The following is a 15,343-nucleotide window of genomic DNA, read 5'->3' as shown; positions in this document are numbered from 1 at the left end:
CTCTAATAATTACTTTGCACTATGAAACCAGAACACCTTAACAGGCTGACATCCCTCTTTGGTTCTTATCGTATGGGCCACTCCTGCGAGTGCAACAAATGAATCACCCGCCTTAATCGGAAATACCAGATCATCAAGCTTGGCATACCCCTCTCCTTCTAACACATAAAAGCCTTCCTGGTCATTATGCACGCCTGGTTTATCTGAAAATTCATTAGAAGCATATATTGTTGTTCCTGAAGCACACCCATTAGTACAGCCATTCTCTGCTGTAAGGAATCTGTGTGTTCTGCTGTCCGCTCCCTGTGTACTGATAACTTCTTCCATAGTTACATATGGCTTCATAATCTAATCCTCCTATTAAACAAAATGGAGTCAATGCCTGAACACCGACCCCACTTGACTTTATATAATTAATTATTATCTGTTCTTATATGCAAGCATCTCTGTATAAGCAAGAAGAAATGGTCCAACACCCTTAGCATCATCTTCAACGATTGGCTCTGACATATAATAATCATATGTACCTGGTCTGTTACCCTTGCCACCAAGTCCTGCTACAAGACAGATGCCACCAAGTGACATCTCACCATCTTTAATGTTAAGATATTTATCACATATTCCATTAATAGCTTTTTCTGCATATTCTCTATAGTTTTCTGGAAGATATCCTAATCTTACACCCTTAAGAATTGCATATGCCATAATCGAGCTTCCACTTGTCTCAAGATAGTTCTTCTCCATACCACCATAATTAACTACCTGATACCACATTCCGCTTTCATCCTGATACTTAAGCATTGAATCCATAAGTTCAACAAATGCGTCCTCAAGCATCTTACATTCTGCATCATACTTGTGGTCTGAATTATCAACCTTATCAAGAGTGTCAAGTAATGCCATAGCATACCATCCGCTTGCTCTCAGCCAGCAATGCTGTGAAAGTCCTGTAACCTTGTCACACCAGAATGCTTCCCTGCTGACATCAATAGCATGATAATATAATCCATTAAGAGGATTCTTCATATTCTCAATAACATACTTGAACTGTGCAAATATATCTGGATAATTCTTTCTATTATTAAACTTAGTCTCATATTCAAGGTAAAATGGCTGTCCCATATACATACCATCAAGCCATACCTGATTAGGATATATATCCTTATGCCAGAAAGATCTTGCTTCATTGTTACATCTAGGCATAATCTCAATCTGTGAATATACTAAATCAATTGCCTTTCTATACTTTTCTTTACCTGTAAGGTCATAAAGTTCAAATAAAGTCTTACCAGCATTGACATTATCAATATTCTTCTCTCCAATGTTGTATCCATCTATTGTTCCATCTTCGTGAACTCTGTAATCGATAAAATTATCTGCGAACTTAAGATACTTCTCATCCTTAGTCACATCATACATCTGAAGCACAGCCTTAATCATAACTCCATCAATATAATTCCAGTTAGACTTAAGACCCTGTCTTATCTTTTCAATATTCCACATAGGTGCTTCTGGTGTGCTCTTTTCGAGCAATTCATCAATATACTTTACAATAATATCCATCACGTTTCTCCTTAACATTCTCAATTTGTTATAATTGTATCAAATTTCGTCCAATTTTACAACATTTTTTGTCATAAAATACAATTTGTTTATAGATTTATTATACCTAAACTCTCTTGTCGTATTCTGTCAGAAAAGGTAACTGATTAATATTTTCTAAAGAATTAATAGCAGATAACAGCATTATCAGGAACAACAGCTTTATATGATACTCCCATACCATCGGTATTTCTGATAATTGAAGTAACTGTATTGACATTGCCAGCTTTGATATATTCAAGCTTAATATTCATTCCTGCCTCATATCTTATAATGTCAATATTGTCCGCAGCATTAACATCATATATATCATTGTGTCCGTCAAGCATAATATACATATGTGTGTTGCCATCAGCTACAACAGGCATAATCTTTGATATAACACCTGTTACACTTTCTGTGTTAGTAATCTCCTGCGTAGATTTATCAACAATTCCATTATCCTTAAGAAGCTGGATATAATTAGATTCACATTGAAGAACAGAATCACCAATTGCCACATTCTGGTACTTCTCTATGTTAAGCATTGCATAACATTTTACAAGCCCTGCATCATCTTTTAATGCCATAAAATATGTCGGCTGTCCACTTACATTAATTAAAAGTGGAAATGTCGCTTTATATCCAAGATTCTGCACCCGTCCTTTGGCTGAATCCATAGCCGAATATTCCTCAGCTCCCGAAACCTCATAATAACGTGTCTCCATTGTACGCTGGTTCATAAGCACAAATCCTACATTGGAATTATCCTGTCCAACTGATGTGATTCCTGTATATACCCACACATCGTCCTCAAGTGCTATATAATTATAACCATCCGTTGTCTTAAGGCAGTCCCTCTGGCTTAAAATACTGTTAATAAATCCATGCTTAAGACTTCCGTTATAATCATACAAATCAATAAGAAGCTCTGCTGAATACACTTTATCAACCCACGTTGGAACATCTTCCACCTTATAATCTGTCATTTCGCCTGTAACTGCATTACAAAGCACAACCCTGCCTACTGTCTGTCCGCCAAACAGTCCTATATTAAACTTCTTAACAGGGCATACCCAGTAAGGCGTTCCCTCATCATCAATCTCGAAGTTAATACTATCAAAAATATATGTTGGATATGCAAATCTTAAATGCCTGTATATATATCTTGAAAAATGATCCGACTCCGAATACTTAATCCCCTCTGAAAGCCTTACACATTCAGCCTCCTGTGTTGTCATATCAATTCTTATATATGCTGGAATACCCTTCTTATAGTTAGCAAACCATTTAATAAGATTGCCATATTCAAGTGGTGTAACCCTGACTGGCTTTTCTTTATAATTAATCTGGGAATACATATCCGCAACTTCATACTGGGAAACCATATCAACCATAGTTCCCATTACTCTTGTTCCTATTATTGAAGCTGACTCCTTATCAAGCAGTGGAATCTGGTCATACGAAACTTCCCTGATATCATCTGTAAAGCTTCTGTTCTCCACTGTTAAGAGATTCCGGTACTTTGCCGCATTAATTATTGGCGAAGATAATACATTGCCAACTACATATACAACAACAAATGCAATCGTAACATTAAGAAGCACCTTAAATATAATACTACCTGCCTTAGTCTTAAATTCAAAATGAGGGACTTTTATTGTATTATTATTAATGTCTTTATATCTGGTGCTTCCCTCCTTATGATTCATTATCCACTGGGCAATTGTAATTATTATCATAACAAATATAATAAATCCCCAAAATCCCTGTGAATGTATATTAATTGCCGGTAGCTTGATATAGTAATACACTGCTGCAACAACAATAACAACAAACGCCATAATAAGCTTCAATCCATTACTGACTTTCTTCATATACTCTTACCTTTCCTCTTAATTCAATATGCTATGTTAAAATTGTATTAAACTGCAAAGCATTTAACCAATCCATATAAAATCATAGACATATATGCTTATTTTTATAATCTTAATATTAATCTTAACATATATTTTATTGACAATCCATAATTTTAGTATAAAAATGATAATTGGAAAATATATGCTATAAAGGATGGTAACTAAAGTGAAAACAGGAATTGTATTTGAGGGCGGCGCATTCAGAACCATATTTTCTTGTGGTGTTATGGACGCTCTTGTTGAAAATGATATTATGCCAGATTATATGATTGGTGTATCTGCCGGTGCGGCATACGGCGTATCAATGGCTTCAAAACAGCCCCGCCGTAATCTTGATGTACTTATGAAATACCGCAATGACAAAAGATATCTCGGTCTTAGTAATATGATTGATAAAGATAACAAGTCTATCTATGGATTGGAATTCTCCTATGAAACAATCCCTAATGAACTTAATCTGTTTGATTATGATGCTTTTAAGCAGTATAAGGGTGATTTCTACTGTGTAGTTACTAATCTTCTTACCGGTCAGCCTGAATATATGAAATACACCGGTGATGACAGGACTAACACCGTGCTTAAAGCTACCTGTGCACTGCCTATGCTGTTTCCGCCAATTATTATTAACGATGTTCCTTATATGGACGGCGGCTTATCAGACTCAATACCTTATCTTAAAGCCATTGAGGATGGTTGTGACAGAATAATTGTCGTTCTTACAAGACAGTCAGGCTACACTAAGACAACTTCACGCTCTACTAAGGCTATTGCATATTCTTATAGAAACCAGTACCCTAAGCTTACAGAAACTATGCTTACAAGAGCCAGCCGCTACAATGAAAGCCTAAAAGGTCTTGACCAATATGTTAAAGAGGGACGTATCATAACTATACAACCTACAACAAGCAAGGGCTTTTCACGTCTTGAAAAGGATAAGAACAAAATCCTTTCTATGTACAATGACGGCTACAACCAGTGCTATGAACTGCTGGATACCATCAAAGAATTCTATGGAATTAAATAATTCCACATAATCCGCTTATTATTAATGTATACACTCTGTTTATTCTTCAGAAAATAGAGTGCATACATTAACATCTTAATAATTCCCGCATACAAAGTCTTTCACTATTCCTATCGCTTCCCTGACCATATAATTAACAAACAACACATCATCGCTCCCGCTTGCTATTCCACTTACATGTGTCAAGCCTTGTCCCTTAGCTAAAAGCTTAGACCTGAATATATGGAAATTATTCGTTGCAATGCCTACCGGAGAGCTGAAATCTGAAATGTATTGTACGGAATATTTCATATTCTCATTAGTATCTGTTGACTTATCTTCCATAATTATTCTATCACTATCTATACCTCTTTCGCATAGATATTCATACATTGCAAGTGCTTCTGTCTTATTCTCGCCACGTCCTTGTCCACCCGATACTATTATCTTACATTCTGTATTAATACATGCGTAATCATAGGCAGAGTCAAGTCTTCTTTTAAGTGAACGTGTTATTCGGTCGCCTCTTATCTGACAGCCAAGCACTATTACATATTCACAATTATAATCTGGCTTTTGCTTCATACTTATAACTATAAGGCTCTCAAGTATTGCAAATATAACAAATCCTGTTATTATGACAACTCTTGCAATATTCTTGACAAGCTGTGGGATATCTATAATTCCTTTGGCATCTAGTGTTCCTGCTATGTATAAGCCTGCAAAGAAAATTGTACCTAAAAGCCATATCCATATAAATGAAGATTTACGACCTGCATATGATACACATAGTATATAGTAGGCAAGGCATATTATGGATAAAATTAAGCATATATATCTCATATGTGGTTTCACTTAGTGCTCCTTTACTGTTTGGTGGATTGTTTCTTAATTTAATGTTTGGTGGCGGACGGACGTTAGGTAACTTTACTATATTACCGCTGGGCACGCTTTCGCTGCTTGTAGCCGTAGCGGACACTAAGCGGCTAAAGGACAGCCGCTAAGTGCCGACGGCTGCAAAAGCACCCAGCTTGCAATATAGTAAAGTTACATAACTGGATAGCGGCTGTATTTAATGGAAATAATCCGGAGGGCCGCTTTGCAGGTTTTAGAAATCTTTGATTTCTAAAGCCTGCTCGCTATTTACTATCGGGGTATAATTAAATAAGATAAAAATTGCTTTGTCAAAACACAATAATTTCTTATTAGCTATACCTGATTAATTTATTAGTTATAATCATACAGATATTTTGTCTTTTTGTCTATTTTTTGATAATTAATTGTATTGACACTGGTTTTAAAGATTTATACACTTTAATTAATACAATTAATATGTCTGATTTCCTCATATTTAAAAGTGAGTGTCAGGCAGGAAAAGGAGTTTTTATGTTTAAATATAATAAAGATGTTATACCTACTGATTGTGAACCAGGAGTCACACGCAAAATTCTCTGTTATTCTGATGACCTTATGATGTGCGAGATTACTTTTAAGAAAGGCTCTAAGGGGAACTTTCATAAGCACGAACATTTACAGATTACTTATATTGCCAAGGGAAGCTTTGAATTTACAATTGGTGGCGAAACCAAGATTGTAAATCAAGGCGACAGTGTGTATATGCCATCTAATGTTGAGCACGGCGTTACTGCACTTGAAGACGGCATACTTGTCGATGTGTTCAATCCTATGCGAAAAGATTTTCTTGCTTAACCGCATTACAATTAATGTATTGGATTTTAGACCCTTTTCGTGCGGGTGCGCATAATCGGCACATAGTGTCTTTTATGTAATATACCATATAATTAAATAAAAACTGCGGGACATACATAAATGATACTCAAATATCATCTATATAATATATCCCGCAGTTTTTATGTTCTTAAAATATTATCGCAATAATTTAACAATATTCTTAGTATCAATTAAACTGCCTACCACCACTGATATCTGTAACAGACAATTACCTATTAACCGTTATATTAAGAAATGCATCCTGTCCGATATTCTTTACGCTCTTTGGCACTGTTATCTCTTTAATTCCACTTGACATAAATGCCGCATAGCCTATATTTTCCAAACCATCTGGAAGTATCACCTCTGTAAGATTAGTACAGCCTGAAAAAGCATATGTACCAATGTTCTTAACTGATGATGGTATTGTCACACTCTTAAGATTGGTATTGTTATAAAATACACCTGAGGCAATTGTTACAACTCCATCTTTAATAGAGTAATTCTCTTTATTCTGGTCAGCTTCATAAAGAATATTATTAACAATTATATCATTAGAATCTTTTAATTTTTCTGCCCTCCATCTGGTTTCAGTAAATGCGTGTGTGCCTATATCTTCAACTGACTCTGGTATGACTATTTCTTCAAGGTTATAACAAGATAAAAAAGCATTTGAAGATATGTAGGTTATACCCTGCTCTATAGTTACTTTTTTAATCATCGTATCGTCCCTGAATGCACCATCGCCTATTGTGGATACACTTTTACCGTCAAGAACTGCTGGAACAACAAGTTCATCTTCCGACCTGCCCTTATCTGTAAGAGCAGTAATTGTAAGCGTTCCGTCTTCATTCTCTGTATACTGGTAAAGAGCAATTTTAATATTCTTTCTACCACAGCCTGATATTGCTAATAACATAATAAGTATCAAGCCTGCCACCAACATTTTCTTATGTATCTTCATTAACAGCCTCCCTTAGCCCACATATAGCAGAATGCCTGTGTTCTTGCCGCAAATCTGCAATTCTTAAGAAGTTCTTTCACTTCTTCTTTAGTGTACCACGAAGCTGTTATTTCTTCCATAGTTGATGTACTTTTAGAAAATGTTCCTTCTGCCTTTCCAATGACTACCTGATTAGTTTCATTTGAAAAACCTATTGCACTGTAGCTGTCATAAAGCTTATCATCAATCCTTATAAGATTAAGTCCTGTTTCTTCCTTCAGCTCTCTCTTAGCCGCAACCTCCGCCGTTTCGCCCTCATCAATAAGTCCCGCCGGGAAATTGTATACATAATCTCCTACGGACATTCTGTATTCCTTATTGATAAGTATTTTCCCGCCAGCCATATCTGTCGCAACTATAACAACCCCGTCAGGTCTGTCATTATGAAGGTCAGCCAATGAACTCACATTATCATTACGGCTTATTATTTCATATACCTTGGTTCTGTTATCCTCTGTTGTATATGTAATATCATATCTGTTAATAAAATGTCCGTCTAAAACCTTCTTGATACCTTCAAATCTCATTTTATTCCTCACTTCTTATTCTGCATGCATAGAAAATGCTTCCATATCGTAGCTCTTAAGGTTATCATATATCTTTCTGTCATCGGCTTCTGATAAGAGCTTATCCCTGTCTTTGGCTACAAGCATTTCATTCTTGCTTGAACGATGATGGCTAGGTCCGCCTACACAGCCTCCTTCGCACGCCATTCCTTCAACAAAGTCAGCTTGAAGTCTGTCCATTTTTAATAGCGTAAGTGCTTTCTTACATTCTGCTCCACCTGAACATTTTTCTATAGTGAACTTAGATGGGTCTTCACCTAACTCCTTCATACATTCTACTACAGCGGCAGCAACTCCACCACCATTACCAAATCTCTTGCCATATACACTTGCCTGCTGGCTGCTGTTAGCTTCAGCCTCAATCTTAACGTCCTTAGCTCTAAGCATTGCTCTGTACTCACCTACTGTAAGAACATAATCAGCATTTCCTTCTAAGTCCTTGTTACGTCTTTCATCTTTCTTTGCAATACAAGGTCCGATAAATACCGTTACTGTGTCCTTATCCTTAGACTTTAACATTCTTGAAACCGCACACATAGGTGATACAGTTGTCGATATATTGTCTGTTAATTCAGGATAGTGTTTCTTTATCATATTAACAAATGCAGGACAGCACGATGTTGTCATCTTTTTGCCCTCTTTATTAGCTTCAAGCCATTCCTTTGCTTCTGCACCGGCTGTCATATCACCACCAAGGGCAACCTCTACCATATCAGAAAATCCAACTTTCTTGCAGGCTGTTCTTATACTGTCCATTGTAATATCTGCACCAAATGAACCTTCAATTGCCGGTGCTACCATAGCGACAACCTTTTTACCTGATGTAATTGCCTTAATAACATCAACTATATCTGTCTTAGAACCAATAGCACCGAATGGACAGGCGTGTATGCAATGTCCACATTTAATACATTTACTGTCATCTATCTCACATATACCATTTTCGTCCATAGTAATTGCACCTACCGGACAGATTTTCTTACAAGGTCTAATCAAATCTGCAATAGCATTATATGGACAGGCTTTAGCACACTGACCACATTCTTTACATTTGTCAGGGTCAATATAAGCTCTGTCGCGCCCCATAGATACAGCCCCAAACTTACACGCCTGCTGACAGGCTTTAGCCATACATTTTCTACAATTATCTGTAACTATATAATGTGAAAGTGGACAGTCAGCACATGCCGCTTCTATAACCTGAACCACATTATCCTTACCTGTCTTAGGTGTTTCTGATGGACACTTTCCTTCTGCAAGTCTTATACGTTGTCTTACAACTTCACGCTCTTTGTATACGCAACATCTGTACTTCGCCTGAGGTCCCGGAAGCAGCTCATATGGAAGCTCCTCCTTCTTCTCTTCAAGCTGTCCAGCATAAGCAAGCTTTGCAACCTGATATAATATTTCATGTTTAATTTTCAGTATATTAGCATCATTAGAAAGCATATCTTTTGTCCTCCTGTAATCAAATATATTTACTAAGTAGATACAGTATAGCACACTTAATATATGTTTCCTAACCCTTTTTTAAACTTTCCCATCTAATCCCCCAACTCCAGCAAAAACATTCCCTCACAACCAAACAACACACCCCTCTCAACAACCAGTATAAACTCCCCCAGCAACCAGCAATGCCCAGACATAAGTCTGGGCGAGCGTCAGTTATTATCCAAAATCTTCAAGAAACCAATCAAAAACAGAAAAGTCAATATCTACCAAAATCCCTGATACCCTCTTCTCCCCCTGTTAGTGTCCCTCATCAATAAATTAATTCCTAAGCAAATCACTTCAAGAACGTAAATCAGATTGAGGAAGCTTATAGTTGCATAAGAATACGATGGGGAGCCGCCGGTCCTTAGTCGGCAGCCCTGGCTGGCGACTTAGTACCGCTGCGAGCGACACTCAGTGCAAACGTATCTTCGTTGTAACTATAAGCTTCCCCAATCCTCACTCACAACCTCCCGTTCTTAATCCTCACAACCTCAATTAATTTATCGCTATCACCTTATAATCCTGCTCCTCCACAGCCTTCTTAAGTACCTCATCATCAACTTCCTTTGCAAGTGTCACGACAGCCTCATTCTTCTCGTGGCTTACAACTGCCCCGCTTACACCGTCAACTGACTCTAATGCCTTCTTTACTCTTGCCTCACAGTGTCCACACATCATACCTTCAATATTCATTGTCTTTGTCATTTTATTATCCTCTTTTCTTTTATTATTAATATCCTGTGATGTAATATTATTCACAGGGCTATTATCAGTATTGTCTGTTGTCTTAACAATAAGACCCTTTCTGGCAGCTTTCTTTTTGTATACCTCATCTCTTGCTGTGTCATATATCTTTACAAGATTAAGCCTTAAAGCATTAGTCACAACACAGAAGCTTGAAAGGCTCATCGCCGCCGCACCAAACATAGGATTCATCTCCCAGCCAGTCAGATGTATCCACACACCTGCTGCAAGTGGAATTCCTATTATATTGTATATGAATGCCCAGAACAGGTTCTCGTGGATATTTCTTATCGTCCTGTGGCTGAGCCTGATAGCCGCCGCAACATCACTTAAGCAGTTCTTCATAATAACAACATCTGCTGCATCAATCGCCACGTCTGTTCCTGCACCAATCGCAATACCTATATCTGCTGATGTCAATGCTGGTGCATCATTAATTCCATCACCAACCATTATTACTTTGCCATACTTCTTAAGACGCTGTATTTCCTTTTCCTTACCGTCCGGAAGAACTCCTGCAATAACCTCATTAACACCTGCTATCTTTCCTATCGCATTGGCACTTCTTTCATTATCACCTGTTATCATTACAACATAAAGACCCATATCCTTTAATTCCTTTATGGCTTTAGGACTGTCCTCTTTTATTGTATCGGCAACAGCGATAATTCCTAAGAATTCTTTATCTGTTGCAAAGAACATAGGTGTCTTTCCATCGCCTGAAAGCTCGTAGGATTTTTTTATATATTCTTGTGGTATTGTTGCCTTTTTGCTTATATAATCTGCATTACCACCGTATAAGCTGATTTTATCAGAAATATCTGCACTGTCCGCCTCAAATGCTTTAATATACTGTGCACTGGCTTCAAGCCCATTTCCTGCAACTGCATTTGATACATCTATTGATATAATATCTGAATAATCATTCTGCTTTGCTGTATAATCGTAATTCACAACAGCTTTAGCAAGTGGATGCTCACTTCTTGCCTCTAACAGCTTCGCTATTGATATAAGCTTGTCGTCAGTAATTCCATCTGCACTTACAACATCAGTAACTACCGGTTCACCAGCTGTTATTGTACCTGTCTTATCAAGGGCAGCAATCTGCATTTTACCAGTCTGTTCAAGTGAAATGGCTGTCTTAAACATTATACCATTCTTAGCACCAACACCATTACCAACCATAATAGCAACTGGCGTTGCTAGTCCAAGTGCACAAGGACAGCTTATAACAAGCACCGATATTCCTCTTGCAAGTGCAAATCCAGCACTCTGTCCGGCTAACAGCCACACTATAATAGTAACTGCTGCGATTCCTATTACTACAGGCACAAATACTCCTGATACCTTATCTGCTATCTTTGCAATAGGTGCTTTAGTTGCCGCCGCATCACTTACCATCTGTATAATTTTTGATAAAGTTGTATCCTCACCTACTCTTGTTGCAACACATTTTATATAACCTGATGTGTTAAGAGTTGCCGCTGATACACTGTCACCGACATTTTTATCGACCGGGATACTCTCTCCTGTGAGGGCTGACTCATTAACCGCACTCATACCCTCTATAATCTCACCATCAACAGGAATATTCTCTCCTGGTTTTACAACAAATGTATCCCCTTTGTGAACCTGTTCTACCGGAACAACCTGTTCATTACCATCAATAACTACTGTCGCTGTTGTCGCCGCAAGCTTCATAAGGCTTTTAAGTGCATCTGTTGTCTTTCCTTTTGAATGGGCCTCAAGCATTTTACCTATTGTTATAAGTGTAAGAATCATTGCCGCTGACTCAAAATAGAATTCGTGCATATAATGCATTACACCATCCATATCCATACGCACCTGTGCATCAGTCATCGCAAATAAGGCATATGTGCTGTATACAAATGCTGCACCAGAGCCAAGTGCTACAAGCGTATCCATATTAGGTGAGCCGTGAAGCATACTTTTAAAACCATTTATAAAAAATCTCTGGTTAATAACCATAATTATTATTGTAAGAAGCATCTGTATAAGTCCCATAGCTATATGGTTATTCTCAAGTACACCTGGAAGCGGCCAGCCCCACATCATATGTCCCATACTGAAATACATAAGTATAAGCAGAAATACAAGCGATGCCACAAGTCTTTTGGCAAGCTTAGGTGTTGTTGTATCTTTAAGCGATTCCTCAAGTCCTGCTATTGTTTGATTGCCTTCACTTTTACTACCTGAACTTTCTGAACCTCTTATGCTTGCACCATATCCTGCATCGGTTACTGCCTTTATTATCTGCTCGTCTGCGGCTGCACCCTCAACGCCCATTGAATTAGTGAGCAGACTGACTGAACAGCTAGTTACACCAGGAACCTTGGATACAGCTTTCTCAACTCTTGCCTGACACGCGGCACAGGTCATCCCTGTAACATTGTATTGTTTCAAAATGTATCATCTCCTCCCTTAATCTGTTAAGCACATTAATTATATTGTCTTAATATCTACTACCTTAAAATCTAATCTTTCTATAGTTCTTCTTATTAAATCATCATCAACAGGCTTATCAAGCTGTATTGCAGCTGTCTTTTTCTTTAAATTAACTTCACAGGCCGCTCCATCTATTCTGTTAATCTGATGTTCTATGCTGTTCTTGCAGTTATCGCAGTGCATACCCTCAATTGTTACAAGCTTAGTTGCAATTATGTCACCTTCAAGCACTTTCTTGTCCTCTTTCATTGTTCCACCGCTGCCACAGCAGCCGCCTTCTCCTTTGCCGTGCTTTATGCCGCTTTTTACTGCAAATATTACTATAATAACTAATACTACAATTATTATCGCTGTTCCCATATATACCTCTTTTCTTACTTCATAAACTTCTGCATTGTAATAATAAGTTCATCAACTACCTCATCATCACCATTCTTTATGTCATCAACTACGCAGGTCTTAATATGATTAGAAAGTAATGCTTTATCAAATGCAGTAAGCGCCGCGTTAGCGGCAAGTGCCTGATTAAGAATATCTATACAGTAGGCATCATTCTCAACCATACCGTATATTCCTCTTATCTGGCCTTCTATCCTTTTTAATCTGTTAAGAAGAAGCTTCTTCTCTGAATCACTTCTTTCTTTCATCTTGCTGCCACAACAGCATTGTTTATCTTCTGCCATTCAACCACTCCTTTCGCCTGCTATATTACTGTGTTAATATCATCATCTATAATATATACCCCCTGTGGGTATTTTGCAAGGATAATTTTTCTCATTTAAGGCATTTTAATTTTAAAATGAATTCTATCAGAATTCACTATTACACAAAAAATGTGTATCCGTCAGATAACTACCCAATTATAGCTGCCTGTCAGATACACACTTTACTTTTAATATTCTTTTTTCTGTTATTTTCCTGTACAAGGACTATTAAAGTCACAGTACAAAATTGCCTCTGCTATTCTGTTGTCCCTTTCCAGCCCGCGATATCACTGTCACTAAAAGCATAATCAAGAGGCCTTTTATATATTTGCTCATAAGCTGCTTTCTTCTGCTCATAATCTTTTTTCATCATATCAAAGCTGTTATCACGCTCATTCTTTTCCGGGTCTGGATATATAGGGTCTAATATGTGAAGAACATACTTAACTCTTTTAAATTCCTCTGTATCATCCTTATCCATATCTTTCATCTCAACAAAGCACGATATAATCGGAACATTAAACTTGGCTGCATAAAAGTATGCCCCCCTCTTTGGTGGACGAGGCTTTCTGTAATTAAACCACATTTCCTGCTCTGGATATATAAGAATATACTCTTTCTTATTAACAAGAAGGTTATTAAGTGTTCTATAAAAATGTCTTTCCATATAATCCTTATCTTTGCTGACTGGAATTTCATCTGCATATCTCATAAGAAAACCAAGAAAACCTTTCATTGCAAAGTTAGTATCCTGACTTACGATAAACATTCTGTATCTTCTTGCCTTCTTAATTCCATATCTTATAATCGTTGTATCAACAGGATTAAAATGATTACTTGTTATAATAGCTCCTGATTTAATATGTTTAATCTTCTCTGCACCTACAACCTTTGTATTAGCATTAACGCCAAAAGTTATAAAATCAACAATTCTTCTTGCAAGCCAGTTCCTGTAATGATATGGAATTTCATTACGCTGTTTTACATATTTGCCAAGAAGCTTTTTTCTTCTTGTACTGTCAAGTTCCGGATCGCCGATTTCTACTTTGTCATTAAACCTTCCGTTATCTGCCGCATTTTTAATATTAGCAACAACTTCCTTCTTGCTTCCACCTATTATCATAATCTTATCTTTTCTCCACTTTCAAGCACTTTTCTAAATGTTACTTCTGTATCTGCATTAGCTCCTGCTCTTCTGAAAAGATCAGCCATATGCTCTTTATCTTCTGCCTTCTGTTCATCTGAATAATTCTCTTTGCTCTTAACAATGTCTTCAAAATAAACAGAACGTTTAGCATAATCCCAGAAATAATTCTCGTACTGAATTCCGTCATAACACCAAGGCTTATCAAATAAATTATAATGAATTATCTTAGGTGATGGATTCTCAGGCTTGTTTCTGTTAGGCATTGCATCCCAGCAAGATTCAAGATATTCTATCTTACCATAGCACATAGAATTAAGATAATCCTGATCTGGTGCAATACAGTCAAAATGATACTTATTAAGAAGATATAAGAAATGCTCTGCAAGCTTAGCCTCTCTTAAAGCCTTCATATTCATAAGAAGCATACCTGAATTAAAGTAATCACCAAGCTTTAAACCAAGAGATTCTGTCATATATCTTTGCAGTTCAGGAGCATCATTAACCGAACTATCTTTGCACACTCCTATAAGATTGCCGTGCATATCTGTATCATAAAGCTCTGATATATCGCCAGGAACAACTATATCACTGTCTATATATATAGCCTTATCATATTCCGGATACATATCTGGAATAAATATTCTGAAATATATTGTCATTGTGAAATAATCTGAACGAAGTCTGTTCTCAATTCTGTCTGTTATCATATCAAGGCTCTGCTTCATATACTTAAATTCCATCTCAAAATTAGGATGATCCTTAACCAGTTCAGCAAGATTATTTCTATTCTCCTCATTAAGCTCCTGGTAAACTACTATTATCTTGTAGTTTCTGTCCTTTGAAGCATTTTCAATAAGTGATATTAATGCAACATGCAGATATGGTGCATATGCATCATCAATTGTAAAAAATATTGGTATTATCTCATTCTTGTTAATCATATTAATTCTCCATTCCAATTATCTTTATTATTTTAATTATTTTA

At 36.9% G+C, this 15,343-nt stretch carries 14 protein-coding genes; 2 read left to right on the top strand and 12 right to left on the bottom strand.

All coding sequences use genetic code 11. The features are described 5' to 3' along the window. Positions 1 to 9: 9 nt before the first annotated feature. The 3 genes from WMO42_RS07775 to WMO42_RS07765 form a co-directional block, all read right to left on the bottom strand. Entirely contained in the window at positions 10 to 345 is a 336-nt protein-coding gene (locus WMO42_RS07775; protein WP_055174080.1) for a cupin domain-containing protein, read from the bottom strand. A gap of 75 nt (positions 346 to 420) precedes the next feature. Further along, complete coding sequence (locus WMO42_RS07770) at positions 421 to 1,563, bottom strand: glycoside hydrolase family 88 protein (RefSeq protein WP_055174079.1); 1,143 nt, start codon at positions 1,561 to 1,563, stop codon at positions 421 to 423. 164 nt (positions 1,564 to 1,727) lie between these two features. Further along, complete coding sequence (locus WMO42_RS07765) at positions 1,728 to 3,458, bottom strand: hypothetical protein (protein WP_055174078.1); 1,731 nt, start codon at positions 3,456 to 3,458, stop codon at positions 1,728 to 1,730. 208 nt (positions 3,459 to 3,666) lie between these two features. Between WMO42_RS07765 and WMO42_RS07760 the strand changes: the two genes are divergently transcribed. Continuing rightward, entirely contained in the window at positions 3,667 to 4,524 is an 858-nt protein-coding gene (locus WMO42_RS07760) for a patatin family protein (protein WP_055174077.1), read from the top strand. A 75-nt stretch (positions 4,525 to 4,599) separates the two neighbouring features. On the opposite strand, the gene WMO42_RS07755 is transcribed toward WMO42_RS07760, so the two are convergent. Beyond that, positions 4,600 to 5,358: a YdcF family protein gene (locus WMO42_RS07755; protein WP_055174076.1), complete on the bottom strand. Its 759-nt coding sequence runs from the start codon at positions 5,356 to 5,358 to the stop codon at positions 4,600 to 4,602. 531 nt (positions 5,359 to 5,889) lie between these two features. Here WMO42_RS07755 and WMO42_RS07750 point away from each other — a divergent pair. Next, positions 5,890 to 6,213, top strand: a complete 324-nt coding sequence (locus WMO42_RS07750) for a cupin domain-containing protein (protein ID WP_022502582.1) — start codon at positions 5,890 to 5,892, stop codon at positions 6,211 to 6,213. Positions 6,214 to 6,463: 250 nt separating this feature from the next. Here the strand turns inward: WMO42_RS07750 and WMO42_RS07745 are convergent, their stop codons facing one another. The 8 genes from WMO42_RS07745 to WMO42_RS07710 all read right to left on the bottom strand — a co-directional run bounded on the left by WMO42_RS07745 (position 6,464) and on the right by WMO42_RS07710 (position 15,299). Further along, positions 6,464 to 7,198 (bottom strand): leucine-rich repeat domain-containing protein, encoded by a 735-nt coding sequence (locus tag WMO42_RS07745; RefSeq protein ID WP_055174075.1) that lies wholly within the window; start codon positions 7,196 to 7,198, stop codon positions 6,464 to 6,466. Further along, a complete protein-coding gene (locus WMO42_RS07740; RefSeq protein ID WP_055306179.1) occupies positions 7,198 to 7,764 on the bottom strand; it encodes an NUDIX hydrolase in 567 nt (188 codons plus the stop codon). The genes WMO42_RS07745 and WMO42_RS07740 overlap by 1 nt, the downstream gene beginning before the upstream one ends. Before the next feature lie 15 nt (positions 7,765 to 7,779). Continuing rightward, positions 7,780 to 9,252, bottom strand: a complete 1,473-nt coding sequence (locus WMO42_RS07735; protein ID WP_055174073.1) for a 4Fe-4S dicluster domain-containing protein — start codon at positions 9,250 to 9,252, stop codon at positions 7,780 to 7,782. Between the two features lie 540 nt (positions 9,253 to 9,792). Next, the gene (locus WMO42_RS07730; RefSeq protein WP_349191961.1) at positions 9,793 to 12,465 is read right to left on the bottom strand and encodes a heavy metal translocating P-type ATPase; all 2,673 of its coding nucleotides are present in this window, start codon (positions 12,463 to 12,465) and stop codon (positions 9,793 to 9,795) included. 39 nt (positions 12,466 to 12,504) lie between these two features. Continuing rightward, on the bottom strand, positions 12,505 to 12,867 hold the full coding sequence (locus WMO42_RS07725) for a heavy metal-associated domain-containing protein (RefSeq protein WP_349191959.1): 363 nt from the start codon (positions 12,865 to 12,867) through the stop codon (positions 12,505 to 12,507). Between the two features lie 14 nt (positions 12,868 to 12,881). Further along, positions 12,882 to 13,190: a metal-sensing transcriptional repressor gene (locus WMO42_RS07720; protein ID WP_349191957.1), complete on the bottom strand. Its 309-nt coding sequence runs from the start codon at positions 13,188 to 13,190 to the stop codon at positions 12,882 to 12,884. Positions 13,191 to 13,467: 277 nt separating this feature from the next. After that, positions 13,468 to 14,334: a lysophospholipid acyltransferase family protein gene (locus WMO42_RS07715; RefSeq protein ID WP_022502575.1), complete on the bottom strand. Its 867-nt coding sequence runs from the start codon at positions 14,332 to 14,334 to the stop codon at positions 13,468 to 13,470. Beyond that, positions 14,331 to 15,299, bottom strand: a complete 969-nt coding sequence (locus WMO42_RS07710; RefSeq protein WP_022502574.1) for a glycosyltransferase family 8 protein — start codon at positions 15,297 to 15,299, stop codon at positions 14,331 to 14,333. Before WMO42_RS07710 ends, WMO42_RS07715 begins: the two co-directional genes overlap by 4 nt. Between the last annotated feature and the right edge of the window lie 44 nt (positions 15,300 to 15,343).

The organism is Lachnospira sp. CLA-JM-H23 (genome assembly GCF_040096425.1).
Taxonomy (GTDB): Bacteria; Bacillota; Clostridia; order Lachnospirales; family Lachnospiraceae; genus Lachnospira; species Lachnospira rogosae.
Note: the sequence above shows the minus strand (reverse complement) of the source record. Positions and strands in the feature narration are given on the sequence as shown.